The sequence below is a fragment of the Marinomonas spartinae genome (assembly GCF_900089775.1).
Classification (GTDB): domain Bacteria; phylum Pseudomonadota; class Gammaproteobacteria; order Pseudomonadales; family Marinomonadaceae; genus Marinomonas; species Marinomonas spartinae.
This window is the reverse complement of record NZ_FLOB01000003.1, coordinates 154,753-180,507: the sequence shown is the minus strand read 5'-3', so window position 1 is coordinate 180,507 and position 25,755 is coordinate 154,753. Positions and strand designations below refer to the sequence as shown.

The window sequence follows — 25,755 nt, the reverse complement described above, 5'->3', positions numbered from 1 at the left end:
GGCTGTGTTTTTAAACGCTTTTCGCTAATTTTAATTTTTCAGAGTGTATAATGGCTTCTTTGCACATTAGTTGTTTGTAAGCGATCGCGGCAATTCCACCACTAATAAACAGTGAAAAATTCGCTAAATCAGTCAGGACAAACGATGTGATGATCGAAGCAACACCGGCAATGATTAGGGCATAAACCGCTTTTTTATTGAGGCCATTGTCATACCAATAGGCTTGGTCGGTGTCCTCGGTATACAGAGCATCCACATCAATTTGCTGTTTTCGAACGATGAAGTAATCCATCAAGATAATCCCGTATAGTGGACCAATAAGAGCGGCCAGTAAATCGACGGTGTAATGAATCATTTCTGGATTGTTGAATAGGTTCCATGGTGTGAGCAGGACGGAACCAAATGCAGCAATAAAGCCACCCGTTTTAAAGCTGATTTTACTCGGGGAGACGTTAGAGAAATCAAAAGCAGGAGCAACGAAGTTGGCGACAATATTAATACCAATGGTTGCCAGAATAAACGTCAGTGCGCCCAGTACCGTAATCATTCCAGAATCAAGCTGCTTTACTGTTTCAATGGGGTCGGTAATCATTTTGCCGAATAAAGGAATAGACGCTGCAACAATCACCACACTGAAAATCGAAAACACCATAAAGTTGAGTGGAAGCCCCAATAGATTGCCAAACTTCATGTTCTTATGGCTGCTGCAATAACGTGCAAAGTCACTAAAGTTTAATGTTGGGCCTGCAAAGTAGCCAGCGACCAATGCGGTAGCCACAATCATCATATTGAATGCTTGCCAACCAGTGAGAGACTTTGACGATAAGTCAAAGTTGATTGCACTCCAGCCTGTTTGTGTGAGCATGTAAGCACACAAAGCAAACATGGCGATGTATATAGCGGGGCCAGACCAGTCGATTACTTTACGGATCATGCTCATGCCGAACATAAAGACGAATGCCTGAATCACCCACATGGACATAAAGCCAATCCAGCCAAGCGTCGAAAGTCCTAAGAATGTTGTTTTTTGTAGGGAAGCCATTTCAGGAAAGAAATATAAGATTAGAATGATAAAGGAGCTGGAAGCAAGGAAGGTTTGTATGCCGTACCATACTACCGCAATGAGACCACGAATAATGGCAGGTATGTTCGCACCCTTTACCCCGAATGACATACGACACACAACAGGGAAAGGGACACCTGCTTTTTGTCCGGGTGTTCCCATTAAGTTAGCAAAAAAGTATACAATCATGATGCCTATGAGCAGACAAATAAATACTTGCCAGACAGCGAGGCCGAGGGCAAATAAACTGGCAGCGAATACATAACCGCCAACACTGTGAACATCAGACATCCAAAAGGCAAAAATACTGTACCAACCCCATTCCTGTTTTGTGTCAGGGGCAAGGTCATCGTTGGTCAGGTTGTGGCTTGTTGAAGGGGGCGTTTTCATTGAATTATTCTCCATCGTTAATTGTATACAATGGTTAGTACAATTTTAATGCCAAAATGTTTAGACTAAGGAAAAATAAGGAATTTTAATAATTAGGCGCCGTTTATTTGCAATGGAAAAACAATTTGATGTCTTTTTTTGGTGCGGAATGGTTTTTTTAGTGCGACCAAGTCTCAAATTTTTTTATGAAATAAGTGTTGTATTTTTATATTGTATACAATTAAATGGTGATAGGTTTGTGAGTATATGAGAAAAGACGAGTTTATTTATCAGCAAATGCTCAAGGCAATTGTCGAGCATCACCTGTTACCTGATGTCAGATTGCCTGAAGACCAATTAGCCGAGGCCTTTCAAGTCAGTCGTACTGGCATCAGGAAGGTTTTGCATCGATTGGCTTTGGAGAGGTTTGTCACTATTACGCCGAATAAAGGGGCGCATGTGGCCAAGCCGACAGCGGAAGAGGCCGAGCAAGTGCTGGATAGTCGTATTTTGATTGAGCCTGTGTTGATCGACGGAGTCGTTGCACATTGGAGTGAATCGAGCAAAACGCGTTTATATGACATTGTAAAACAAGAGAAAGTCGCGGAGCAGAATAATAATCTCAAAGATATGATTCAGTTGTCTGCGTCATTTCATACGGAGCTTGCGACACTTTCTGGGAATTTGGTTATGGCGGAATTTGTGAATCAGCTTACCTTGCGTTCTTCTTTGGTGATTGCTGTATTTGGTTCGAAACAGAGTGTCGGATGTGATTGTGGTCATCACCATGATTTAGTAGACATGCTGGATAGGGGGGAAGCTGAATCCGCTAAAGTTTGGATGAAACGACACTTAGAGGCCATTAAAGCATCTTTACAATTTACTATCGATAAACCCAAAAGTATTAATTTTAAGGACCTTTTTTCAACGATCTAAGAGTGGAGTATCCAACCATGCATGTGCACATTATTAACCCTAATGCCAATAAAGAGATAACGGAAAAGATTCGTTCAGCTGCTCAGAGTGTGGCGCACGATGACACATGCATTATTGCTCGTAATGTGGCGCATGGGCCAGAGACAATTGAATGTGCGGTTGATGAGGTGTTGGCAAGCGCGGGTGTGTTGGATCTTATCCGTCAAGGAGAGCAGGATCATGTTGATGCCCATGTTATCGCGTGTTTTGGTGATCCTGCCTTGGATGCTGCACGGGAATTGTCGAGTGTGCCTGTGATTGGTATTGCGGGTGCGGCGTTTCAAATAGCGAGTTTAGTTTGTCATCGTTTTGCGGTGGTGACAACCCGTAAGCGTACTGTGCATTTTGCCAAAAACTTGTTAGTGCGTTATGGCCATGAACATCAGTGTTCTGGTATCTATGCGAGTGATTTGGCGGTTGCCGACTGCGAGTCAAATCCTGAAGTAAGTTTTCTTCAGATTCGAAAAGACGCAATCAAAGCGCTAAGTGACGGGGCCGAAGCGATTGTTTTAGGTTGTGCGGGGATGGCAGACTGGGAAGATAGGTTAACCCGTGAGTTACAGGTGCCAGTGATTGATGGAGTTAAAGCCGCAGTGACCCTAGCGGAGTCTTTGGGGCGATTGAAGATCGGTGTGGCTAAAACAGGCCAATATGGTTTGCCTTTTCCAAAACGCTTTATTGGCCGCTACGAACACTTTTCTGCCTAGAGGGTGGCATTTTGACATAGGGGGTTGCATAGATAATTTGTCACATCGATGCAATAGACAAAACAAAAAGGTTCGATCATTTGATCGGGCCTTTTTGTTTCAATAAACACGTTTTAAGTGTTTGTGTTGGATTCAATTAAGTGGGCTTTAATAATAGGCCCTATTTGATCCATGTAGTGGGGATCTAATATTTCCTGATGACGACATTTGATATCGTGGATATCTAGCTTGCCTGTCACTCTTGAACGCCATGCTTGCGCCTGGTGCTCTAATATCTCCCCCATTGAACCGTTCATGCTGCCTTCGGCAACAAAAAATAGTAAATTGGCATCGACTTGGCGGGGGGTAAAGTGGCTGGCAATGGTGAGATTGTTGGTTATTACCCGTTCAATATGATCCAAAATATTGCTATGTTGCTTTTGAATTTCCGCGACGACTGCTAGGGATGAGTCATCAAACTCTTGCCATAAAAAAGCCGCGAGTTCAGCTTTGTTTTTTGGAGGGGAGGGGATGTTATCAAGGTCATAACCAAGGAATAAAAGGGATGACTGGATCATGCCCGCCTCATCTTTTGGTTTTGCTACACTCAATTGATAGGGGTAGCTATCCAGCATGCATAGAAAGGAAATATCTTCACCCAGAGCTTGGAGTTTTTCAGCGATGGCGTGAGAGACCAGTCCACCAAACGACCAGCCCAGTAATCGATAAGGGCCTTTTGGTTGGATTCTTTTAATGCGGATAATATAATCTTCAGCCATTTCTTCTACAGACATGGGTAAGCGTGAGGTATGATTTAACCCATCGGCTTGCAAGGCATATAATGGTGTTGATTTAGGAAGATAGCGTAATAAATTAGTGTAGCTTAGGGACAGCCCAAGAGCCGGGTGAATGCAGAATAGAGGTGCTTCGTCCCCATCGGTTTTTAGTGGTAGGACATGGGCGAGTGGGTCGTGATGATGATCGCTGTCTAGCATTTCTGCAAGGTCTGATATAGTGGATGTTTTAAAGAGTACGCCCAGAGGAATCTCAATCAATAGCTGCTTTTTTACTAGGTTAATCATTTTTGTGGCCGATATTGAATCTCCACCAATGGCGAAAAAGTTATCGTGAATACCCACTCTGCGAACTCCGAGCACGTCTTCCCATAGTGTGGCCAGAGCGGCTTCTGTTTTATTGCGTGGGGCCACATAATGACTTGAATCAGTCCAGTTGGGTTTGGGTAAGGCTTTACGATTAATTTTACCGTTTGGTGTGAGTGGCATTTCTTTTAGCATGACGTAATAGTTAGGCACCATATAATCCGGTAAGCTGGCAATCAGTTGGCTGCGAATGGTTTGGCTGTCCAGTGTTTCATCGACTGGAATAATATAGGCTACAAGCTGCATTTCATCTGTGTTGGAGGCTTGTGCAACAACAACCGCTTGCTGGACTTCACGACAGGACAGCAAGCTTGTTTCTATATCGCCCGTTTCAATACGGAAACCGCGTATTTTTACCTGATTGTCTTCACGGCCTAAGTATTCAAGTACACCATCTTGACGCCATCTGGCTTTGTCACCTGTTGCGTATAGGCGTGTGCCGCTCTCAAATGGGTTGGGTGTAAAGCGTTCTTGCGTTAAATCGGGGCGTTTGTAATAGCCTAATGCCAATCCTTCCCCTGCAATATATAGATCGCCAGTGACATCTACGGGAACTGGTTCCATTGCCTTATCTAACACGTAGACTTGAGTGTTGAAAATGGGGCGTCCTATTGGTGGGTGGTTAAGATCAGTAGGGTTGTCCAGAAACATGATGGTAGACCAGATGGTGGTTTCTGTGGGGCCAAACAGGTTAAGGACAGGATGCCCAAGCTTTGCCATATGATTCGCCAATTGGCCTTGCAGGGCTTCGCCGCCAACCAAAGGTCTGATGCCATACCACTGCTCTGAGTAGGTGGGTAAAATAGCTTGCCACAAGGAGGGGGTTGCCTGCATTAGGGTAGCATTGTGATCAACGGCAAAACGAGTGAGTAATTCTGGGTCACGCACGCAGCTTCGTTCTGCGATTAAGACAGACGCACCCACGGTAATAGGCAAAAATAATTCCAGTATGGAAATGTCAAATGAAATGGTGGTAACGGCGAGAAATCGATCTTTTGGTGTCAGTGCTAAGACATTTTGCATAGCATATAGAAAGTTGATAAGTGCTTTATGAGGGATTTCAACACCTTTCGGTCGTCCAGTGGACCCAGATGTATAAATCACATAGGCGGGTGAGTCTCCGGTAATAGCGATATTGTCTAAGTGCTGATGAGCCTCGGCTTGATGGATGTTAAAATCGGGCTTATCAAGAAACAGGGTCTGAGTATTTGTGTTTGGGAGTTTATTGACTGCGGCTTGGCAGCTTAGGACTATTTTGGGTTGGGCATCTTCTAAGATTTGTAGAAGACGCTCCTCAGGAAAGTCTGGATCTAATGGTAAATAGGCCGCTCCCGTTTTTAGTGTGGCTAACAAAGCCACCAACATATCGGTATTTCGAGTTAGTGCGATAGCGACTAGGTCATGAGTTCCTACTGTTTCTTGTTGTAGTCTACGGGCCCAAGCATTGGCACGGCAATTTAGCTCAAAGTAGGTGAGAGACTCTTGTTTATCGGTGACGGCAATGGCCGAAGGCGTTCGCATTACTTGGGCGTCGAAGAGGTCGACCACAGAAAGCTTAGGAATGGGTTTAGAAGTATCATTCCAGTGTTTTAATATTTTATTTCGTTCACCGTCACTCAATAAACTGGCTTTGCTGATTGGCTGGCTAGGATCCATGACTAGATCTTTCACCATGCGCTTGAATTGTTCTGAATGGTTGGTTAAATCTTGCTCAGTGTAGCGGTTTGGGTTCACATCAAATTCTATTTTTAGTCCACTGTTGTCGTGTCTGTCGAAAATAAACACTGTTAAGTCATCAATGACGGCATTGGATAGATTATGGAGAGATGTACTGCAGTTGCCAAAAGTAAGATTGTAATCAAAGGGCTCAATATTGACCCCTAAAGAGGCAATTTGCTGTCCGTTTGACATCAGCCCTAGGTCACGTTTTAGGTCTTCGTATCGGTATTGTTGGTGCCTAAGAGCTTTAAGGACCACTTTTGATACCTGCTTAATTAGGCTTTCAAAATTCGTATTGGTGTCAATATTAAGTCGAATCGGAACTGCATTTGCCATCATGCCCGGAGTGCTGCGGTGTAGACGACTTGTTCTTGCGGTAACAGGCATGGCAAACACCAAATCCTCTGCCCCTGTCATACGGTAAAAATAGGCTGCAACCAGAGCAATTAGTGCTTGGGGAAGGCTGGCCTGAAGATGTTTGCTCATTATAGATAGTTCGTCTTTTAATGCTTGAGGAAGCTGAATCGCTTTGCGTAGTAAGCTTTTATTCGAAGGTGCAATTCGTTTGGATAAAGAGACGGCATCTGGAATATGGACAAGGTTTTCCAGCCAGTATTTACGGTCTTTTTTGAAGCGGCTAGAGTGTTTGTACTCTGTTTCAATATTGATTAAGTCAACCAAAGAGCCAAATGGATTGGGCCCTGTATCTTGGCTAGTTTCTATGGCGTTATAAATTTCAGATAATCGTTGTGTTAGCAGGTTTCCAGCATAGCCGTCTAGTGCGACATGGTGGCAACGGTGATACCAGTAATGATGTTCTTCTCCTACTTTAATCAGGGCACTGCACCACAGGGGTTCATGACTCTGGTTGAGAGGTTGCTGCATGTCTTTATGCATCCAGCTTATTGCGGCGGCATGAGGGTTAGCTGAAATGCTAAAGTCCAATAGGGAATGATAGCCTCTATCATCATCAAGAATGATCTGTAAGGTTTGGTCATCTTCTTCAATAATGCGGCTACGTATGCAGTCCGCTTCCCTAATCAGTTGCTTGATAGCTAATGAGAATGAGTTGGGATTGAGGTTGCCAATGATGTCCAGATATTCCGCAATATTAAATGCTGCATTTTCATCATTGAGTTTTTGGGCGATCCATTGACCTCTTTGCGCTGTTGATAGCGGTAGTTTGTGTTGTAAGCATAGCGCAGCTTTTTTCAATTCAGCTTGATGCTGGGTTAGCTCAATCATTTTTCTGCTCCTGCAAAAAGTAGTTGTCCATAAAATTTCAATGATTATTTCTTAAAGCTGTTTATAAACGTAACATTTATTTACAATATAGGAAATAATTAATTTGTAAGTTAATTAAGTGATTTGTATCAGGTTTGTATTTGTTTTTTATGATAGACCTCTTTTTTTCTCGTTGAGATGGTAATAAATTATTTTTATATCAATGTCTTGGAATTGCTCTTCCAATGTAGAGAAAATGTGACCAAAAAGGAGAATTCAGTAGATTTTTCGATTTTACTGCCCATGAGAAAAGTCGTTAACTGTGTTTTTCTATTCTTTTAGGGAATCCAATGAATGAGTTTTATTCCTTTTACAAATATATGGTCAGGCTTCATGCTTGGACTTTCATTTTGCTTCTTAAGGAAAGAATTCCAGTATGTGGGTCTTCATCACACTTTTTGCCGCGGCTTGCCAATCTGTTCGTACCGCTTATCAAAACACCTTGGCTCGTGAGTCGGGTTTTTTGCATGCCACTATGTCTCGTTCACTTTACGGCCTACCTTTGGTGTCGGTTTATGTGTTGGTGTGTGGTTTATGGCTTGGCTGGGTGACACTACCAGCGGGGTCGATGTTTTGGGCTGCCGCGACACTATGTGCACTGGCACAAATTATGGCAACTTATCTTATGTTACGGGTGTTTCAGTCTGGTAGTTTTGCACTGGGAACCTTGCTAGCGAAAACAGAGGCGGTGTTGGCAGCGCTGATTGGGATACCAATACTGCACAATTCGTTGAGTGTATTGGCTTGGCTTGGTGTTGTGATTGGGGTGCTAGGAGCGTTGGTGATGAGCGTTAAATGGAAAAATATTAAATTGGTTCATAAAGATACTTCGCTGGTATTTGGTTTGGGAAGTGGGCTTTGTTTTGCGATTACTTCTGTGTCAGCCTCGATGGCAAGCCATGCATTGAATGGCTCCATTATTACTTGTGCAGGGGTGACCTTATGGTATGTTCTGTTGCTGCAGTCGATTATTTTATGTGGCATTCAAATAACCAAGAGACGAGACATATTCGCGCCTTTTCGTTCTAACTTTTCATTAAGTTTAAAGGTCGGGGCGTTGAGTTCTCTAGGGTCAATTGGCTGGTTTACTGGATTTGCGCTGGTAAATCCAGCGTTGGTGAAAACATTAGGCCAATTAGAAGTTATTGGTACCTTATATTATTCAAAGCGGCGCTTTGAGGAGCAAATTAGCAAGCAGCAATGGGTAGGAGGTGCCATGATTATGATCAGTGTGATATTGGTTGTGACCGCTAAATAGGCTCAAGGTGCCACTTTATTGGGTTATAGGAGCATTTATGCAAACGAATAAAATTAATTATGTTGAATTGCCTGCTCGTGATTTGGCATTGAATAAAGCCTTTTTTCGTCAAGTATTCGGTTGGGGGTTTAAGGACTACGGCCCTGACTATACGGCTTTTGAGAACGCAGGGTTAGACGGTGGATTCTTTCGGGCCGATTTTTGTTCTCGACCCCAAAATGGGGCTGCATTAGTTATACTCTTTAGTGATGCTTTAGAAGCGGCGCGAGATAAGGTCGCGTTTGCTGGTGGTATTATAGAGCAGGAGATTTTTGAGTTTCCAGGTGGTCGACGTTTTCACTTTTTAGATCCGTGCGGTAATGAATGGGCTGTGTGGGGACGTTAACTGGTAAAGATGACACGAGAAAAATAGACAGAAGGCCACTGTTCTTTTGTGGCCTACGTTTTGTCTATATGTATCAGGATTGCGATATGCTGAATTCCCCACAAAGGTTGTTGTGCCATTTTTCAATAATGGAGTAGTAATCTTCGCCCTTGGCAAGTAAAAAATGAAGTTTGCAAAAGGCGGCTTCTAAGGTCATATCGTAACTACTTAAAACTTTCATAGAAGACAGCATTGAGCCTGCAGCATAGGTGCCTTGTGATACGCCACCGTGAAGACATTGAGTCAAATTAACAATATTTTTCTTGCGTAGCATGGCCTCGGTTAAGAAATTCATAAATTGCTCGTTTCTATCGGGTACATTTCCGGCCCCGTAAGTCATCATTACGATGGCTTGACAGTTCTCATCATCTAATAAGCTTTGATACATCGAAATAGGCTGGCTTGGGTGCAGGGTTAATACGGCGACTGCACCTTCTCGAAAGCGGATGATGGCATTTTCTATTGGCTCAACCGTATTCTGTTTAACTGGCTTTATCATGCGTTTTGCATAGATTTGCATCTCAATGGCCAGTTCACCCAATAAATCATCGTTTGGTGTTTGAAAAGCTTCAAAGCGGCCACTACTGACTTTTTTTACTCTATTGCCACGCATTAATTTTCCGTCGAACACTAAGCAAACATCGGGGATCTTGTGATTGGCGGCTAGCGAGAGCGCCGCTTGAAGATTGGCCGTGGCATCGCTGCGGCTCATGCCGATGGGAATTTGCGAGCCAGTCAGCAGGACATTTTTTGTGCAAGCGCCTAGCATGAAAGACAAAGCGGATGTCGTATAGGCCATGGTATCCGTGCCGTGCAAAATAACAAAGCCTTGGTAATCTTGCCAATGGGTTGCCAATACGCGAACCAATTTGGTCCAGTTGGTTGGGGCAATATTAGCGCTGTCTATTAATGGGTTGAGTTCCAGTACTTCAAAGCTCGGTAGAGATTCAAGACTGGCTCCCATTGCTAATTCAATGCGCTCTTGCAAGCCAGAGGCAGGGGCTAAGCCCTGCTCTGATTGAACCATGCCAATGGTGCCGCCTGTATAAAGGATAAGAATATCTGAACTCATAACTTGTCCTTTTTGGCCGTCACTTTTTTATCAGAAGCGGCTTTCTTTTTTGCAGGGGCTTGAGTATCGGAAGAGGCTTTTTCTGCTGAAGAGAGTGTTATTTTGCTGGGAGAAAGCATGGATTCTGGGCTGAGCAACAAGTTAACTTGTTCTTCTGTAAGTAAGTTTTCTTCAATGACCAATGCTTTAACGGTGTTGCCAGTATGTAGGGCGGTATTGGCAATACGTGAGGCATTGGAGTAGCCAATGTGAGGAACAAGTGCGGTGATAATGCCGATACTGTTTTCAACATGATCAGCACATTTTGATTCATTGGCAGTAATGCCATTGATGCAGCGCTTTTCAAGCATCTGACAGGCTTCTTTAAGCATTTTGAGTGAGTTGAGTAGGTTGTAAATGATCATGGGTTCCATGGCATTAAGCTGTAGCTGACCCGCTTCGGCAGCCAAGGTAACCGCCAGATCCGATGCAATCACCTGATAGGCGGTTTGGTTCATGGCTTCTGGTATAACAGGGTTGACTTTGCCTGGCATGATGGAAGAGCCAGGTTGCATTGGTGGTAGGTTGATTTCACCAAGACCAGTGCGAGGACCACTAGAAAGTAGGCGCAAATCGTTGCTCATTTTGCTGAGTTTGATGGCAAGGCGCTTCAGAATGCCAGAGAAAAAGACAAATGCCCCCATATCGGAAGTGGCTTCTACGAGATTAGAAGCAGGCACTAAGGGTTTAGTCGAAATGGTCGCTAATTTTTCCACGACTGATTTGGCGTAGCCTTCTGACGTGTTGATGCCAGTACCAATGGCAGTCCCCCCTAGGTTGACTTCACATAATAAGGCGCAGGCTTCGCTAATACGGTCGATATCCTCACCTAATGTGACAGCAAACGCTTCGAATTCTTGGCCCAGTGTCATGGGAACCGCATCTTGTAGTTGAGTGCGGCCCATTTTGACAATGTGCGCAAATTCTTTGCCTTTCATTTCCAGTGATTTCTTAAGGGAAGCGAGGCTTGGTACGAAATTGTCCGCAGCAAATTGGATGCCGAGACAGGCAGCCGTTGGGTAGGCATCATTAGTCGATTGAGAGCGGTTTACATCGTCGTTTGGGTGTAAATATTTGTATTCACCTTTTTCATGCCCAAGTTTTTCCAGGGCGATGTTGGCGATTACTTCATTCGCGTTCATATTCGTAGAGGTGCCTGCCCCACCTTGAATGACGTCGACAATGAATTGATCATGATACTTGCCAAGGATCAAATCCTGACAAGCCAGAACAATGGCGTCTGCTTTCTCTTTACTAAGTAGATTCATGTCCTGATTCGTGCGAGCTGCGGCCGCTTTCACCATGGCCAAGGCCTTGATGAGCTCAGGAAAATGAGAAATGGGGACGCCAGTGATGGAAAAATTTTGCGCTGCGCGAAGGGTTTGAATGCCATAAAAAGCTTCAGAAGGAACGTCCATATTACCAAGCAAATCGTATTCAGAACGCGTATTCATGTTTGTTTATCCTGTCAATTAAAGAGAGCACGTTTTACCATTTGGCTTCCCAATTGAAGCGTTATAGGGAGTAAAACGTGCTTGGGGTTACTGGTTAATGATTTCTGCGGTTAAGTCAGCAGTGCTTGCCTGCTGATCTTGCTTTATTGGGGTTGGCCATGCTGCTTTATCCAAATCCAAATCTGGGAACTGAGTAACGTTAAAAACCGGTTGTGCTACGCCTGCTTGTATTTGATCGTCATAATCTTTGATGACCCGTCGGCTTATTTTGAACAAAAGGGCAAGGGCGAATAGATTTACCAGTGCTAGCAGTCCCATGGTTAAATCTGCAAACGCAAACACAGTGCCTAAATCCAACACGGCACCCAAGCAGCAAAGACAAACGATCGCGACACGAAAGCCGTTCATTAAGAATTCATTGTTACGACTTTTCGTTAGGTAGCTTAAGCTGTTTTCACCTAAATAATAGTTATACAAAATGGTACTAAAACCGAATAATAGTAAGGCTATGCTGACAAATATACGGCCAGATTCACCAATATGAGTGGCCAGAGAAGCCTGTGTTAATGCTACCCCATCGGCTACGCTGGCACTGTTTGGATCGTAAGCTGTTCCCAATAGAATGATTAAGGCAGTACAAGTGCATAACACTATCGTATCGATAAAGACTGAAAAAGCCTGTACCACACCTTGGTTTGCTGGGTGAGGAACGAATGCGACGGCGGCCACGTTGGGGGCGCTGCCTAAGCCTGCTTCATTTGAGAACAAGCCACGTTTTACGCCCATTAATATTGCGGCGCCAATTCCGCCTCCGATAGCAGGTCCAAGGCCGAAGGCACTTTTAACGATTAGCATCAAGGTGTCTGGTATGGCGCTAATGTGTAGGGCTAATACGACGATGGCAATGAGTAGGTATCCACCTGCCATAATAGGGACTAATACTTCTGCGACTTTGGCGATGCGTCGCACGCCACCAAATATGATCAAACCAACGATTAAAGCGAGAGCGATGCCACTGTAGGACAAGGGAATACCAAACGCGTCTTGTAGAGAGTTGGCAACGGCGTAGGACTGTAATGCCGTAAAGGCAATACCAAAGGTCGCTAATAATAACAGGGAGTAGAGCACAGAAAGCCATTTCCATTTTGAGCCAAGGCCTTTGGCTATATAGTAGGCAGGGCCGCCACGGTAAGTGCCATCTGGCTCTGCCGTTTTATACACTTGTGCGAGTGTGCATTCGATGAAGCTGGTTGCCATGCCCATCAAGCCAACCACCCACATCCAAAAAATCGCACCAGGGCCGCCAAGTGCAATGGCAACGGCGACACCAGCAATGTTGCCACCACCGACTCGTCCGGCAACTGATAGGATTAATGCTTGGAATGAGCTTAAATGGCCATCGCTTTCATGATGACGGGCGGTGAGAATGCCAAACATTTTGCCAAAATAACGAAATTGTACAAATCGCGATGACACAGTAAACCAGACACCCAGTCCAATTAAGACGGCAATCAGCACTTTACTCCAGAGTAGGTCGCTAAGAATAGATAACATTTAACAGAACTCCTTTTCGGTATTAACCGATTTTATATTTTTTGTAGGAAGGTAGAGTGGGTATTGAACAAGAGGAGGGGTAGGGCTTAGAAGTTTGTAACTTTGTCTTTTTTGATGTGAGTTGATGCTATAACAGCATCAACTCGCATCAATTTTAATTGTGGTTTTGTACATGAGTGATTTACCATAAGCAAAACAACAGTATTTGAGTGAGTGGTGTGTTGTTGTGTCATCGCTTTACTTATATCTTGAGAGTGATATCACTGTGCCTGATAATTTTAAAGAAAATTTACGGTTACTTTGTAGCTATTACAAATCCACCTCCGAGGTGTGTCGTCGCCTTGGTATTAATCGGCCTCAGTTTAACCGCTACTTAAATGGTACCAATCGACCATCAGCTAACACAATGCGACGTTTTTGTGAGTTCTTTGGGGTTGAGGAAGGTGAAATAACGTTACCGCATGCCCAGTTTCAGTGCTTGGTGCAAGTGCGTCCCGCTCATAAAGTCAATTCATCAACTGTCTCTTTAGAGCAGCGGCACTGTGATAATTTGCAGCACATCAGTTTGACTGGTCAGGATAAATATCTTGGCTATTATTTCGAATACTATATATCCATGGCATGTCCTGGAAAAATTTTAAGGACTTTGGTGTGTATTGAGTTACGCGACGGAAAAATGTACTTTCAGAGAACGGAGCGGTTGCGAGAAGAGGGGCGAGCTAAACCTTTTCATGGGATTTATAAAGGGATAGCGTATTTTTTAGCGGATCGAATCTTTCTGATGGACTACGAAACCCTAACGGGTCATGAGGTGACGCAAACGATTTTATTTCCGTCATTTAAGAATCGTATTGATCGATTGACTGGTTTGAAATTAGGGGTGTCGGGCAGTGGTGAGCGTATGCCCTGTTGTGCAAGAGTGGTTTACGAGCATTTGGGTAAGCAAGTTAATAAACGTGAAGCGCTTGCCCTGTGTGGCTTGTATGATGTGGATAGTGAGCAAATTGATATGAGCATTCGTCAGGCGATTACTAATGCAATGGAGTCGAGTGAGTGGCACTTTAGGGCACGCTTTTAAGTGCTAATTTTGTTGTCGATCTGTCGTTTGGGGGGCGCTTGCTTCGTCAATGGAAGGTGCTTGATTTGTGGTTGCTTCAGCTTCGAGGTGTGCTCGTTCTGCTTTGGATAGATATTTAGGTTTCGTTTTTGGTGGATTGGCTTTGCGATTTGCCTGTTTGCTGCGCTTGGTTAGAATGGCTTTGATTTTTTTACGACGGTTCATGCTGTGTCCGAGATAAGGCGGTAAAAAGTTTGGTTGGTAGTCTGCGATCTTAGATGTTTCTATTGATAAGGCCTTTTAAAAAGCAAAAAAAAGCCCTAATCAACGATTAGGGCTTTCTTACGTTGGTACCAGTAGGCGGACTCGAACCGCCACACCCGAAGGCAACGGATTTTGAATCCGTCGTGTCTACCAATTCCACCACACTGGCCTTGAAAAAGGTGTTGCGTATTCTATGGGTTTTGATTGCGTTGTCAATGCTCACGCTAAATTTTTTAACTTTTCTTTTCTGGTGTGGTGCTTTTCTCTTATCCGATACACATGGAGCGTACCTTTTTGGAGAAAAATTCGCTAAAATACTGGGTCATTTTTCTAGGTCGTTTTCTTCGTATGCGTGTTTCTGATTATCACTTTGATTTGCCCGACTCTCTTATTGCTACTTATCCTGCTCCAGATCGAACCTCAAGTCGTTTGTTAAAGCTTGATGGGCCCACTGGTGAGCTGACGCATTTGCAGTTTTCTAATGTATTGGACTTAGTTCAGCCTGGTGATCTGATGGTGTTTAACAATACGCGAGTAATTCCTGCTCGTGTGTTTGGTGAAAAAGAGTCTGGTGGTAAAATCGAAATTTTGATTGAGCGCATCACAAGTGAGACTGAGGCGTTGGCTCATATTCGTGCGAGTAAGTCGCCTAAGCCTGGTAGCAAACTTTTTCTAGGTCAGGATAAGAGCGAGTCGATTGAAGTGACGATGGTGGAGCGCTCAGGTGCTTTGTTCTGCTTAGCTTTTGGTGAGCCCGTTTTGCAAGTGCTCTCACGAGTGGGTCATATGCCATTGCCACCGTACATAGAGCGACCTGATGAAGACAGCGACCAAGAGCGTTATCAAACGGTCTATAATCAAAAACCAGGGGCGGTGGCAGCACCGACTGCAGGTTTGCATTTTGATGAAGGCTTGCTTGATAAGATCCAAGCGAAAGGGGTAGATCTTGCCTTTGTTACCCTCCATGTGGGAGCGGGAACGTTTCAGCCAGTTAAAGTAGATCATGTAAAAGATCACATCATGCATGCCGAGTATGTGGAAGTCGAAGAAACGGTGGTTGAGCAAGTAAAAGCAACGAAAGCCCGAGGAGGTCGAGTCATTGCTGTAGGTACAACCAGTGTACGTAGCCTAGAATCGGCCAGTCAAAGCGGCGAAATCGCGCCAATGAAAGACGATACCAGCATTTTTATTTATCCAGGCTATAAATTTAAAACCGTTGATTGTTTGGTGACAAATTTTCATTTGCCCGAATCGACACTGATTATGCTGATTAGTGCGTTTGCTGGGTATGATCAGGTGATGAGTGCCTATAAATCTGCAGTGGAAAATGACTATCGATTTTTTAGTTATGGCGATGCCATGTTTATAACACGTAATGCGCAGGCTAAAGGCCCGCAGAGTAAGGAATAAGACGTATGTCAGATAAGCGTCCAGAATGTTTTATGGACTTCGAGTTACACAACACGTCAGGTAAGGCGCGTCGTGCCACATTAACGTTTCCTCGTGGTAAAGTTGAAACGCCTGCTTTTATGCCTGTAGGTACTTATGGCTCTGTTAAGGGGATGCTAACCAAAGATATCGAAGAAATCGGTGCGGATATTATTCTTGGTAATACCTTCCATCTTTGGTTGCGACCTGGTACAGAAGTCATTAAAGCCCATGGTGATTTGCATGACTTCACGCAATGGAAGAAGCCAATTTTGACGGATTCTGGTGGTTTTCAAGTGTTTTCACTCGGTGAAATGCGTAAAATCACAGAAGAGGGGGTGAGTTTTCGTTCACCCATCAATGGTTCTAAAGTGTTTTTGAGTCCTGAGATCTCGATGCAGGTACAAAAAGATTTGGGCTCAGATATTGTGATGATTTTTGATGAATGTACACCATATCCGGCTACGCCAGAGCGCGCGGCGGCTTCCATGCGCATGAGTCTGCGTTGGGCGAAACGTTCAAAAGATGAGCATGGCGATAGTCCGTCAGCGCTATTTGGTATTATTCAGGGTAGCATGTATGAGCATCTTCGGGATGAGTCCCTTGAAGGCTTAACGGACATTGGCTTCGACGGCTATGCTATTGGTGGCTTGTCTGTCGGTGAGCCCAAAGAAGAAATGATGAAGGTGTTAGATTATGTGACACCCAAAATGCCTGAAAACAAGCCACGTTATCTAATGGGGGTGGGTAAGCCGGAAGATTTGGTGGAAGGGGTGCGTCGTGGTGTGGATATGTTCGATTGCGTGATGCCCACGCGTAATGCTCGTAACGGACATTTATTTACCTCTGACGGTGTCGTGCGTATTCGCAACGCAACGAACCGCCATGATACGTCCCCACTGGACAAAGAATGTGATTGCTACACTTGTAAAAACTTTTCTCGGTCTTATTTACATCACTTGGATAAGTGTCAAGAAATGGTAGGAGCGCAATTAAACACCATTCATAACTTAAGATACTATCAAACCTTGATGGCGGGATTGCGTCTAGCGCTCGATGAAGGTAGATTTGACGCCTTTGTTGATGAGTTTTACGCGAAACGTGGGTTAGAAACGCCCCCTTTGAGCGATTAGTAATCAATTAGCAAGATTTATGTCAGTTTTTAATTAAGTTGATAACAGTTTTTTAAACCATTGGAGAGTTAATAACATGATCTCATTGATCTCATCCGCATACGCAGCTGATGCTGCACCAGCTAGTGCAGGTATCTTTAACCTAGTACTGCTTGCTGGTTTTGTCGTTATCTTTTACTTCCTTATGTGGCGTCCACAGGCGAAGCGTACTAAAGAGCATAAAAATTTGCTTGCTTCTCTGGCGAAGGGCACTGAAGTGGTAACGGGTGGTGGCTTGTTGGGGAAAGTGACAAAAGTCGAAGACAATTACGTAACACTTGAAGTTTCTGAAAACATTGAGATGAAATTCCAAAAGTCTTCTGTAGCGGCTGTGCTACCGAAAGGAACACTGAAATCCATCTAACCTTTTTAGAAAAGCGCCTTGTTTAGGCGCTTTTCTTCTTTCATTCGTATTATTATTTTAGGTGTAAAGGATTTTTCATGCTCAACAAGTATCCCTTGTGGAAGTATCTCGCAATACTTTTCGTTTTGGCGGTGGGGATAGTCTATGCCTTGCCGAACTTGTATCCAGATGATCCCGCTTTGCAAATTTCCACTCAAAAAGCAACGACCGTCGTAAACGAAACTACATTGCAAAAAGTAGAGGCAGCCCTAGCTAAGGCGCATATTACTTTGAAAAAGGCAGAATTGACCTCTACTGGTGCTACCTTGCGTTTTAATAATGGCGAGGATCAATTAGCTGCCAAACCCATTGTAGCTGAAACCTTAGGGGACGGTTATGTCACGGCGTTAAACCTTGTGCCGACAACACCCACTTGGTTGAGAGATATTGGTGCCGGCCCGGCGAAACTGGGACTAGATTTACGTGGTGGTGTACATTTTTTATTGCAGGTTGACATGCCTGCTGCCTTGAAGCAGAAAATGGAAGTGGCTTCGAGCGAAATGAAAACAGATATGCGTCAAGAGCGTATTCGTTATCGCAGTGTGTCCATTAACAATAATGGTGTCTTGTCTATTCGATTCCTTAAGAAAGAAGACCGTACATTAGCTGAGTCTCTGCTGAAAGATAAGTTTAATCAGTATGTTTATACTGAGCGTGATAGTGGTAAAGATTTTTACCTAGATGCGAAATACACAGAAGCAGCGCGAAAAGAAATTGAGTCTTATGCGATTCAACAAAACTTAACGACTTTACGTAATCGTGTGAATGAGTTAGGTGTAGCGGAGCCATTGGTTCAGCGTCAAGGTAGTGATCGCATAGTGGTTGAATTACCAGGTGTACAAGACACGGCGGCAGCCAAGCGTATTATCGGCGCCACGGCGAACCTTGAGTTTCATTTGGAAGCAGGGTTAGATCAAGATGGTGCTGATGTTGAAACCTTGCCATTTAGAAATAACAGTAGCCGAACTGCTCGATTAGATCGCGATATTATTGTCACTGGCGACAATGTCTCTGATGCGTCTTCGTCTTTTGATCAAAATGGCCGTCCACAGGTTAATATTAGTTTGGACTCCATTGGTGGTAAGAAAATGGCGCGTGTGACACGTTCTGCCATTGGTCGTAATATGGCGGTGGTCTTCATTGAGCATAAAACACGTAATTTATACGTGAAGAAAGACGGTAAGTTGACTGAAGTACGTAAGTCGTATGATGAAAAGAGCATTATTTCTCTTGCGACGATTCAGACAACGTTGGGCAACTCGTTCCGTATTACGGGATTGGATAGTCCGCGTGAGGCGTCTGAGTTAGCGCTATTGCTTCGTGCAGGTGCGTTAGCGGCTCCTATTTATTTTGTGGGTGAGCGTACTATTGGGCCAAGCTTAGGGGCGCAAAATATCCATTTGGGCATGCAGTCAGCAAAAATTGGCTTGCTTGTTGTTATGCTATTTATGTTGGCTTATTACCGTTTGTTTGGTTTGTTTGCGAATATTTCGTTGGTTTTGAACGTGATATTGCTATTAGCTTGCATGTCTGTATTGGGTGCTACGTTAACTTTGCCAGGTATAGCCGGTATTGTATTGACGATGGGGATGGCGGTGGATGCCAATGTGCTTATTTTCTCGAGGATAAGGGAGGAATTTGCTAATGGTATGCCAAGCCATCAAGCCATTTATTCTGGCTTTAATCGTGCGTTTACCACCATTCTCGACTCGAACTTAACCACTTTGTTAGTGGCAGTTATCTTGTTTGCTGTCGGAACTGGCTCTGTAAAAGGTTTCGCGGTCACATTATCTCTCGGTATTCTTACCTCTATGTTTACAGCGATCGTTGTAACGCGTGCCCAAATTAATCTGGTGTACGGTGGTAGTAAGAACAAGAAATTGTATATTTAGGGGAATGCCATGAAAGTGACAAAAATTCCATTTATGGAGATGCGCAAGATCGTGGCTTGTTTTTCGCTTGCGTTGATCTTGATCTCCATTGTTTCTCTTGCAACAAAGGGAATTAAGTTCGGCTTGGATTTCACTGGGGGAACCTTGATTGAGGTGACCTATAAAGAGGCTCCTAAGTTAGATCAAGTTCGTCGGCTGCTGGATACGGGCGGCTATAAAGATGTTGTTGTGCAAAACTTTGGCTCACCAACGGATCTTGTTGTTCGTATGGCGAATAAGTATACCCCTGAATTGGGTGGCCAAGTGTTGAAGGCATTGCAGGATGATGGAAAGGTTTCCGTCTCTTTGGTTCGTTCGGAGTATGTAGGGGCTCAAGTAGGTCAGCAGCTGCGGGAGCAGGGTGGCTTAGGGATGCTACTGGCTTTGCTTGTCGTCATGGTCTACGTGGCGATTCGTTTCCAGTTTAAGTTCTCTGTAGCGTCTGTTGTGGCCTTGGTTCATGATGTGATTATTACCTTGGGTTTTTTCTCCGTTTTCGGCTACGAGTTTGATTTAACAGTATTGGCGGCTGTGTTGGCGCTGATTGGTTATTCCTTGAATGATACGATAGTAGTCTGTGACCGTATTCGTGAAAACTTTCGTATCATGCGGGATATAACGCCCCATGATTTGATTAACGTGTCCATTAACCAGACGTTGAGTCGTACTATCGTAACCTCTTTGACAACAGTGTTTACGGTTATTGTGTTGTTTATCTGGGGTGGCGAGTCGATTCATAACTTCTCTTTGGCTCTGATCGTAGGTATTACCATTGGTACTTACTCTTCTATTTTTGTGGCGGCAAACTTATTGTTGACCATGAAAGTCTCTCGTGAGGATTTGGTGCCAGCACCAAAACCTGAGTTTGAGGATGAGCTGCCATAAGGTGGTGCATTGTTAGAAAATGTTTAGCTTGTTTGCCAAGGCGATGAGTTGGTTTAACAAACTTGCTTAATGTTAATTAGAAAGGCCTGTAACGATCGTTACAGGCCTTTTTTATAGCTTGATGATGGTCTCTTCTGTAAAAGAGGGGCGGATGAAAGGAGGTATTAGATTATTTGTTAACAGTGCCGAACTTCATGCCCATTTTAGTTTTGCTGTCAGCCTGAATGCTTTCTTCCCATTTAACGGCGTCTTTACCGAATAAGACAATAGCTGTTGATCCTAGTTTAAAGCGGCCCATTTCCTCTCCTTTTTGGATTTCAATGTTGCTAAGCTCTTGGTAATCCCAAGTTGCCACGTTTTTGTTAAATGGCGTAACTTGGCCTGCCCAGATGGTTTCAATGCTTGCTACAATCATTGCACCAACCAGTATCACAGCCATTGGGCCTGCTTCAGTATCAAATAGACAAACGGTGCGCTCGTTGCGTGCGAATACGCTTGGAATTTGCTCGGCTGTTACTTTATTAACGGAGAAGAGTTTGCCAGGAATGTGAATCATCTTAGTGAGTTTGCCTGTTAATGGCATATGCACTCTGTGGTAATCCCGAGGTGATAGATAGACGGTGGCAAAAGAGCCGCCTAAGAACCTGTCTGATAATGAGGCATCTCCACCCAGTAGGCTGGTAAGGCTATAAGTGTGACCTTTTGCTTGATAAAGTGTACCGTATTCGATGTTTCCAATTTGGCTGACAGCGCCGTCTGCAGGGCAAGCAATGCTATTGTCGTCGTCGCAGATTGGGCGTAATTCTGGACGAATAGCGCGAGTGAAAAAGTCATTAAAATTGCGATAGGATAAAGCGTCGCTGTTGATGGCCTCAGACATGTCGACTTGATATTTTTTAATGAACTGGCTGATGAACGTATTTTTTACCCAGCTTGTTTCGCATTCAGCGATTTTCCCGATCAGTCTGGATAGGGTTTTTTGTGGGGTGATGTGCTGCGCAAAGGCAAACATTTGATCTTTTGTCACGGTGTATATGTCCTAGTATTGGTGTTTATTTTGCGAGGTGGCTTATTAATTGTACTACCTGCTTTAAGTGGTTGTAGTCGTTTTCAGTGAACGGTGAGATAGATGCCAGCCATAGAATGTGAACTTCGCCTTCTGTGACGGTAGTAGAGGCAAGCATTAAATGTTCATTCTTGCTTAAAAGCTTGTTGGCATTGATGGGGAATTCGCTAACAAAGCGTGCCAGTTTGTCGCCATTAAGTTGAATGGCGGATCGTTTTTGCGATAGCTTGCTAAATACACTAGAAGGGCTGTTCCATGTTACTGCTTTTATTTTATCTGTCTCATAGCCTTGTTGAAAAAGTGGGCTTATTTTTCCTTTGCTGTATTTTAGTATGATGGTGCGCTGATCTTTTTTAATGACTTCGTTTAACGCTTTTAGGGCGGCTATAGCCTTGTGCTTGGCCTGTATGTCATTATTCTGACAAAGTACCTTCAGGGCGTTTAGGGCGGATGGTTTCTTTTTGCCTGTTTTTAGTTGGGTGCCGAATGTTTCATCTTTGGTGTACAGAGTAGGTGATAGTAATTGACATGCTAGGGGGATTTTTCCTCTGTTAGGATGAAGGTTGGCGGCCTCTACACTGGCATAATGAGTGAGTTGAATAGTGCGCCCTAGGTGGCAATGAATAACCGTCGAGATAACTCGATAGTAAAAAGGTAATGTTTTTGCCTGCCAGCCGTAAGTGGCCGCTTCATGGGCGACTTTGCTCGCACAATAGGAAAAAATAAGCGGATTGTTGGCAAGTAGTGTTAAGCGTTTGTCTTCCGTATACTTGGGAAGCTCTTCAGGGTTGTGAGTGAGCTGAGCAAGTTCTTGAAGTTCTTTGGTTGTGGGGATGAATTTGGTAATAAAAGAATGGATAATGTTGATTGGTGTGCCCCAATATTTGCTAATATGTACCGTGATTTCATCCATTCGACATCCTAAAACATCACTCTCGGCTTGGTTAGCTTTTTCGCCTTCAAGAATTCTTTTTTGCAATGTGCGCATGGTCGGGTAGCAGTAGAACCACATTAGCCAGCGTGGCGTATCGCGAAAAAAAGTTGTCCAAAAAATATCTTCTTCATGACTCGCACGTTTTTCAATTGCCCAGTGTTTTGCTATGGTTGCAGCCTCGTAGCTGGATTGAACCTCTCTTACCATAGCGGCATGGGCTGGATCCTTTGCTAAATGCTCATAAGGTATCAAATTCTTTAGCACGGCGGTGATGCCATTCATGCCAATCATTGCGGCGGCGTGATGAGGTGTTTTTATATCGCTTCGCTTGTTTGGTACTACTTTATTGGCTTCATTTAAAAGAGCGAAAGCAATAAATGGCTCAGATGCTATATTTGTTTGTAGGCGATCAAGAGCCTCATCCGGTGTCTTGGTCTGGTTTTTTAGGCGCGCTAAATTGCCTTTCCTAACAGGGAATTTTTGTTTTTTGAGAAAGTCTAGCCATTCATTGAGGCCAAAAGGGGGCTTTTTATCCATAGTTGTTTATTTTAAAGACTCTTAAATGCTTTATATTATTAATCATACTGTATATTTAGAAATGAGCATACTTTGACTGTACTAAGGAAAAAAATATGTTTGCGCTAGCGGGCATTCTAATTGTCATTATTAGTGTTGTGACAGGTTATCTTGCATCCCATGGTAATCTTTTAGTTTTATGGCAGCCCTATGAGGTGCTGATTATTTGTGGTGCTGCGCTTGGGGCTTTCATGATGGCGAACCCGTTTTCGCTGCAAAAGAAAGTTCTCTTTATGTTGCCTCAAATTATAAAAGGTAGTCGCCATAATAAAGTGTTTTATTTGCAGCTACTAGGCTTGGTTTATTCTCTGTTACAAAAAAGTCGTCAGAATGGTTTTTTATCCATAGAGGAGGATATTGAATCGCCCTTTACGAGTGAGCTGTTTAACCGATTTCCTGATGTAATGATGGATCATGAGGTGGTGAATTTTTTAACGGATAATTATCGGGTATATACATTAACCGGTTTGCCAGCGTATGAGCTTGAAGCCATTATGGACTCAGAAATTGAACAGATTGCAGAAGAGTTGTTGGCACCAAGTCATGCGCTAAATCGTGTGGCAGAAGCTTTGCCTGGGTTTGGTATTGTGGCGGCAGTGTTGGGGATTGTGATAACAATGGGCTCCATCGGTGGTCCGATGGAAACCATTGGTACTCATGTAGCTGCGGCGTTGGTTGGAACTTTTTTAGGTATTTTCTTTGCTTACGGTTTTATTGGGCCTGCCTCGGCTCATCTGGAGAGTTTGGGGGCTCATGAGCTTAAAGCTTACTTATGTATTAAATCATGTTTGATTTCCGTTGTGTCGGGTTATGCGCCTCCTGTTGCCGCAGAAACGGGGCGTAAGTTATTGCCTCCTAATATGCGTCCCAGCTTCATTGAGCTGTCTGACGAGTTGAAACAGTACAGATGATAGACGTATGGTTGGGTTGATGAGGAGCGTATATGGAGCGTGATGGTCTTGTCATTCGTCGTGTCAAGAAGGTAAAAAAAGGGGGGCATCATGGCGGCGCTTGGAAGATTGCCTTAGCTGATTTTGCCTTGGCAATGATGGCCTTTTTCTTGGTGCTTTGGGTGATTAATGTGTCTTCTCCGCAACAATTAGCGGCCATCCAAGGTTATTTTAATGATCCAATGGGGCCTTCAACGGCAGGGTACAGTGCAAGCCCTATTGACCTTGGTGGAAGTCCTGCTAAGAGCAATCAGAAAAAGCTTGATCTTCAGTTGCCTGAGCCTGGAAGTACCGCCAAGCCTACTAAAGAGTTAAAGCGAGATATTGGCGGTGGTGTGAAGAGTGAGGATCAAAGTGAGCAACAGAAAGAGGAGCTTGCTAAGAAACTGGAGAGCATGGATATTATCCAGGCGAATAAGGACAATATTAAGATTGATATCACCCCAATGGGGGTGCGTATAACCCTATTGGATGACCCTAGAGACCCCATGTTTGAACGGGGTAGCGCACGTATGATGCCGGATATGGTAAATACGCTGCTGTCTATGTCGCGCTTTTTCAATAAGGTGAGTAATCCGCTTGTTATTACAGGGCATACGGACGCAACACGTTATAATGATAAGAGTAGGCTGGATAATTGGGATTTATCCTCCATGCGAGCCAATGCGGCGCGCCGGATATTGGAGGAAGGAGGTGTGAAAGATGGTCGCATTGCCCAAGTGATTGGTTTATCGGATACGGTACCTTACAATCGTTTTAACCCAGACAGTCCGCAAAATCGGCGCATCAGTATAACCTTGTTAACAGATAAGGCTTATAAGGCTTTATTAGAGCGTAATCGTCTCAATTATGGCCCTTCTGCTAAGCAATCCGAATACGATTTAAAACCACAAAATGTTTTTTAAGCAAATTCGCTATATTTAGGGAAGTGCAAAAAAACCATTAAGACGTGTTCTTAATGGTTTTTGCTTTTAAAGGGCAGAGATATCTAAAAAGTAGCGTTGTTATCTCGAATGGATTGTTTGATGCGGATATAGCTTTCGAAGCGCTGCGTGGAGATTTTGCCTGCTTCTAATGCTGCCAAAATTGCACAGCCTGGCTCTTTTTCGTGGGCGCAATCGCGAAAGCGGCAGTAGCCAATGTGCGGTCGAAACTCGATAAAGCCATTCAATAGCTCTTCTTCTGATATATGCCACAGTCCGAACTCTCGAATACCTGGTGAGTCGATCAAATCTCCGCCTTTAGGCATATGAAATAAGCGAGCGGTTGTGGTGGTATGTGTACCTTTTTTGCGTTTCTGAGACAGTTCGCCCACGCTGATATCGATATCAGGCAATAAAGTGCCAATGAGTGAAGATTTGCCTACGCCAGACTGTCCGACAAAAACGCTGGTCTTATCACTTAGAAAATCATAGAGAGATTCCATACCAGCTTGATGGGCAATGGATGTGCGAATGATGGGATAGCCGAGAGATTCATAGGTGCTCATCAGTGCATCTAGTTCTGCTTTGTTGGACTCATTAATCAGATCGCTTTTATTGAGCAAAATGACAGGAGGAATGCCGACTGTTTCTGCTGCCACTAAGTAGCGGTCAATCAAGTTGGCATGTGCGACGGGTTCTACGGCAATAACGATAACGATATGGTCGATATTGGCGGCAACGGGTTTGAGTCGTCCGTGCATATCGGGGCGCGATAGGGATGTTGTGCGTGGGGTAGTGGCGACCACAACACCGCCTTCATTCTGTTTTGGTCGCCATACGACTCTATCACCAGTGACGAGTTGTCCTAAGTTTGCGCGCATATTGCAACGTGTTGCGACGCCTAGAAAAGGCGCTTGAGTGCCTTCAACTTCGACTTGAGTGCCAAAGTGGGACAGGATTACTCCCTCCGTTTCGGGGCCAAGGTCGGAGGATTGTAGTGTTTCTTGGGCTCGCTCATCGCGTTTTTTAGTACGTTCAACACGTTCTTTTTGGATGCGTTCGATGCGCCAAGTTTGCTGTTTTGTAAGTTTTCTCTTCGACATTCTATT

21 protein-coding genes and 1 tRNA gene are annotated in these 25,755 nt (G+C 44.1%); 12 read left to right on the top strand and 10 right to left on the bottom strand.

The window, feature by feature from the left end:
• Positions 1 to 10 precede the first annotated feature (10 nt).
• Positions 11 to 1,453 carry an NCS1 family nucleobase:cation symporter-1 gene (locus MSP8886_RS08580; protein ID WP_083200880.1) on the bottom strand — a complete coding sequence of 481 codons (1,443 nt, stop codon included), beginning with the start codon at positions 1,451 to 1,453 and terminating at the stop codon, positions 11 to 13.
• A 246-nt stretch (positions 1,454 to 1,699) separates the two neighbouring features.
• Between MSP8886_RS08580 and MSP8886_RS08575 the strand changes: the two genes are divergently transcribed.
• Positions 1,700 to 2,368: a GntR family transcriptional regulator gene (locus MSP8886_RS08575; RefSeq protein WP_067015025.1), complete on the top strand. Its 669-nt coding sequence runs from the start codon at positions 1,700 to 1,702 to the stop codon at positions 2,366 to 2,368.
• Positions 2,369 to 2,385: 17 nt separating this feature from the next.
• Positions 2,386 to 3,114 (top strand): aspartate/glutamate racemase family protein, encoded by a 729-nt coding sequence (locus tag MSP8886_RS08570; RefSeq protein WP_067015023.1) that lies wholly within the window; start codon positions 2,386 to 2,388, stop codon positions 3,112 to 3,114.
• Positions 3,115 to 3,227: 113 nt separating this feature from the next.
• On the opposite strand, the gene MSP8886_RS08565 is transcribed toward MSP8886_RS08570, so the two are convergent.
• Complete coding sequence (locus MSP8886_RS08565; RefSeq protein ID WP_067015022.1) at positions 3,228 to 7,217, bottom strand: non-ribosomal peptide synthetase; 3,990 nt, start codon at positions 7,215 to 7,217, stop codon at positions 3,228 to 3,230.
• Between the two features lie 415 nt (positions 7,218 to 7,632).
• On the opposite strand from MSP8886_RS08565, the gene MSP8886_RS08560 reads away from it, so the two are divergent.
• Both MSP8886_RS08560 and MSP8886_RS08555 read left to right on the top strand, forming a co-directional pair.
• Positions 7,633 to 8,514, top strand: a complete 882-nt coding sequence (locus MSP8886_RS08560; protein WP_067015019.1) for an EamA family transporter — start codon at positions 7,633 to 7,635, stop codon at positions 8,512 to 8,514.
• Positions 8,515 to 8,551: 37 nt separating this feature from the next.
• Positions 8,552 to 8,899 (top strand): VOC family protein, encoded by a 348-nt coding sequence (locus tag MSP8886_RS08555; RefSeq protein WP_067015017.1) that lies wholly within the window; start codon positions 8,552 to 8,554, stop codon positions 8,897 to 8,899.
• Between the two features lie 73 nt (positions 8,900 to 8,972).
• Here MSP8886_RS08555 and MSP8886_RS08550 read toward each other — a convergent pair whose 3' ends face one another.
• The 3 genes from MSP8886_RS08550 to MSP8886_RS08540 form a co-directional block, all read right to left on the bottom strand.
• Positions 8,973 to 10,010: an asparaginase gene (locus MSP8886_RS08550; RefSeq protein ID WP_067015015.1), complete on the bottom strand. Its 1,038-nt coding sequence runs from the start codon at positions 10,008 to 10,010 to the stop codon at positions 8,973 to 8,975.
• Positions 10,007 to 11,503: an aspartate ammonia-lyase gene (locus MSP8886_RS08545; RefSeq protein WP_245659065.1), complete on the bottom strand. Its 1,497-nt coding sequence runs from the start codon at positions 11,501 to 11,503 to the stop codon at positions 10,007 to 10,009. The genes MSP8886_RS08550 and MSP8886_RS08545 overlap by 4 nt, the downstream gene beginning before the upstream one ends.
• 87 nt (positions 11,504 to 11,590) lie before the next feature.
• Entirely contained in the window at positions 11,591 to 13,057 is a 1,467-nt protein-coding gene (locus tag MSP8886_RS08540) for an alanine/glycine:cation symporter family protein (protein ID WP_067015012.1), read from the bottom strand.
• A 226-nt stretch (positions 13,058 to 13,283) separates the two neighbouring features.
• Here MSP8886_RS08540 and MSP8886_RS08535 point away from each other — a divergent pair, with 226 nt between their 5' ends.
• Positions 13,284 to 14,135: a helix-turn-helix domain-containing protein gene (locus MSP8886_RS08535; RefSeq protein WP_306455645.1), complete on the top strand. Its 852-nt coding sequence runs from the start codon at positions 13,284 to 13,286 to the stop codon at positions 14,133 to 14,135.
• Positions 14,136 to 14,138: 3 nt separating this feature from the next.
• Here the strand turns inward: MSP8886_RS08535 and MSP8886_RS08530 are convergent, their stop codons facing one another.
• Both MSP8886_RS08530 and MSP8886_RS08525 read right to left on the bottom strand, forming a co-directional pair.
• A complete protein-coding gene (locus tag MSP8886_RS08530) occupies positions 14,139 to 14,339 on the bottom strand; it encodes a DUF2986 domain-containing protein (RefSeq protein WP_067015010.1) in 201 nt (66 codons plus the stop codon).
• 123 nt (positions 14,340 to 14,462) lie between these two features.
• Positions 14,463 to 14,547: transfer RNA gene (locus tag MSP8886_RS08525), tRNA-Leu, on the bottom strand.
• A 179-nt stretch (positions 14,548 to 14,726) separates the two neighbouring features.
• Here MSP8886_RS08525 and queA point away from each other — a divergent pair.
• The 5 genes from queA (at position 14,727) to secF (ending at position 20,197) form a co-directional block, all read left to right on the top strand.
• Positions 14,727 to 15,788 carry a tRNA preQ1(34) S-adenosylmethionine ribosyltransferase-isomerase QueA gene (gene queA / locus MSP8886_RS08520; RefSeq protein WP_067015817.1) on the top strand — a complete coding sequence of 354 codons (1,062 nt, stop codon included), beginning with the start codon at positions 14,727 to 14,729 and terminating at the stop codon, positions 15,786 to 15,788.
• 32 nt (positions 15,789 to 15,820) lie between these two features.
• Positions 15,821 to 16,939, top strand: coding sequence for a tRNA guanosine(34) transglycosylase Tgt (gene tgt / locus MSP8886_RS08515; protein ID WP_217491171.1), 1,119 nt, complete (start codon positions 15,821 to 15,823; stop codon positions 16,937 to 16,939).
• 76 nt (positions 16,940 to 17,015) lie between these two features.
• Positions 17,016 to 17,342, top strand: coding sequence for a preprotein translocase subunit YajC (gene yajC / locus MSP8886_RS08510; protein WP_067015003.1), 327 nt, complete (start codon positions 17,016 to 17,018; stop codon positions 17,340 to 17,342).
• Positions 17,343 to 17,419: 77 nt separating this feature from the next.
• Positions 17,420 to 19,273 carry a protein translocase subunit SecD gene (gene secD / locus MSP8886_RS08505; protein WP_067014999.1) on the top strand — a complete coding sequence of 618 codons (1,854 nt, stop codon included), beginning with the start codon at positions 17,420 to 17,422 and terminating at the stop codon, positions 19,271 to 19,273.
• A gap of 9 nt (positions 19,274 to 19,282) precedes the next feature.
• Entirely contained in the window at positions 19,283 to 20,197 is a 915-nt protein-coding gene (gene secF, locus MSP8886_RS08500; protein WP_067014997.1) for a protein translocase subunit SecF, read from the top strand.
• Positions 20,198 to 20,366: 169 nt separating this feature from the next.
• Here secF and asd read toward each other — a convergent pair whose 3' ends face one another.
• The gene (gene asd / locus MSP8886_RS08495; RefSeq protein WP_083200879.1) at positions 20,367 to 21,224 is read right to left on the bottom strand and encodes an archaetidylserine decarboxylase; all 858 of its coding nucleotides are present in this window, start codon (positions 21,222 to 21,224) and stop codon (positions 20,367 to 20,369) included.
• A gap of 25 nt (positions 21,225 to 21,249) precedes the next feature.
• Positions 21,250 to 22,734, bottom strand: coding sequence for an HDOD domain-containing protein (locus tag MSP8886_RS08490; protein ID WP_067014995.1), 1,485 nt, complete (start codon positions 22,732 to 22,734; stop codon positions 21,250 to 21,252).
• Between the two features lie 95 nt (positions 22,735 to 22,829).
• Between MSP8886_RS08490 and motA the strand changes: the two genes are divergently transcribed.
• Both motA and MSP8886_RS08480 read left to right on the top strand, forming a co-directional pair.
• Positions 22,830 to 23,684, top strand: coding sequence for a flagellar motor stator protein MotA (gene motA / locus MSP8886_RS08485; protein ID WP_067014992.1), 855 nt, complete (start codon positions 22,830 to 22,832; stop codon positions 23,682 to 23,684).
• 32 nt (positions 23,685 to 23,716) lie between these two features.
• Positions 23,717 to 24,628 carry a flagellar motor protein MotB gene (locus MSP8886_RS08480; protein WP_067014990.1) on the top strand — a complete coding sequence of 304 codons (912 nt, stop codon included), beginning with the start codon at positions 23,717 to 23,719 and terminating at the stop codon, positions 24,626 to 24,628.
• Positions 24,629 to 24,711: 83 nt separating this feature from the next.
• On the opposite strand, the gene rsgA is transcribed toward MSP8886_RS08480, so the two are convergent.
• A complete protein-coding gene (rsgA, locus tag MSP8886_RS08475) occupies positions 24,712 to 25,749 on the bottom strand; it encodes a small ribosomal subunit biogenesis GTPase RsgA (RefSeq protein WP_067014989.1) in 1,038 nt (345 codons plus the stop codon).
• Between the last annotated feature and the right edge of the window lie 6 nt (positions 25,750 to 25,755).

Bases quoted from the DNA above. Each gene is read 5' to 3' on its own strand.
- MSP8886_RS08580 (WP_083200880.1), bottom strand. From the start codon at position 1,453: ATGAAAACGCCCCCTTCAACAAGCCACAACCTGACCAACGATGACCTT.
- MSP8886_RS08575 (WP_067015025.1), top strand. From the start codon at position 1,700: ATGAGAAAAGACGAGTTTATTTATCAGCAAATGCTCAAGGCAATTGTC.
- MSP8886_RS08570 (WP_067015023.1), top strand. From the start codon at position 2,386: ATGCATGTGCACATTATTAACCCTAATGCCAATAAAGAGATAACGGAA.
- MSP8886_RS08565 (WP_067015022.1), bottom strand. From the start codon at position 7,217: ATGATTGAGCTAACCCAGCATCAAGCTGAATTGAAAAAAGCTGCGCTA.
- MSP8886_RS08560 (WP_067015019.1), top strand. From the start codon at position 7,633: ATGTGGGTCTTCATCACACTTTTTGCCGCGGCTTGCCAATCTGTTCGT.
- MSP8886_RS08555 (WP_067015017.1), top strand. From the start codon at position 8,552: ATGCAAACGAATAAAATTAATTATGTTGAATTGCCTGCTCGTGATTTG.
- MSP8886_RS08550 (WP_067015015.1), bottom strand. From the start codon at position 10,010: ATGAGTTCAGATATTCTTATCCTTTATACAGGCGGCACCATTGGCATG.
- MSP8886_RS08545 (WP_245659065.1), bottom strand. From the start codon at position 11,503: ATGAATACGCGTTCTGAATACGATTTGCTTGGTAATATGGACGTTCCT.
- MSP8886_RS08540 (WP_067015012.1), bottom strand. From the start codon at position 13,057: ATGTTATCTATTCTTAGCGACCTACTCTGGAGTAAAGTGCTGATTGCC.
- MSP8886_RS08530 (WP_067015010.1), bottom strand. From the start codon at position 14,339: ATGAACCGTCGTAAAAAAATCAAAGCCATTCTAACCAAGCGCAGCAAA.
- queA (WP_067015817.1), top strand. From the start codon at position 14,727: ATGCGTGTTTCTGATTATCACTTTGATTTGCCCGACTCTCTTATTGCT.
- tgt (WP_217491171.1), top strand. From the start codon at position 15,821: ATGGACTTCGAGTTACACAACACGTCAGGTAAGGCGCGTCGTGCCACA.
- yajC (WP_067015003.1), top strand. From the start codon at position 17,016: ATGATCTCATTGATCTCATCCGCATACGCAGCTGATGCTGCACCAGCT.
- secD (WP_067014999.1), top strand. From the start codon at position 17,420: ATGCTCAACAAGTATCCCTTGTGGAAGTATCTCGCAATACTTTTCGTT.
- secF (WP_067014997.1), top strand. From the start codon at position 19,283: ATGAAAGTGACAAAAATTCCATTTATGGAGATGCGCAAGATCGTGGCT.
- MSP8886_RS08490 (WP_067014995.1), bottom strand. From the start codon at position 22,734: ATGGATAAAAAGCCCCCTTTTGGCCTCAATGAATGGCTAGACTTTCTC.
- motA (WP_067014992.1), top strand. From the start codon at position 22,830: ATGTTTGCGCTAGCGGGCATTCTAATTGTCATTATTAGTGTTGTGACA.
- MSP8886_RS08480 (WP_067014990.1), top strand. From the start codon at position 23,717: ATGGAGCGTGATGGTCTTGTCATTCGTCGTGTCAAGAAGGTAAAAAAA.
- rsgA (WP_067014989.1), bottom strand. From the start codon at position 25,749: ATGTCGAAGAGAAAACTTACAAAACAGCAAACTTGGCGCATCGAACGC.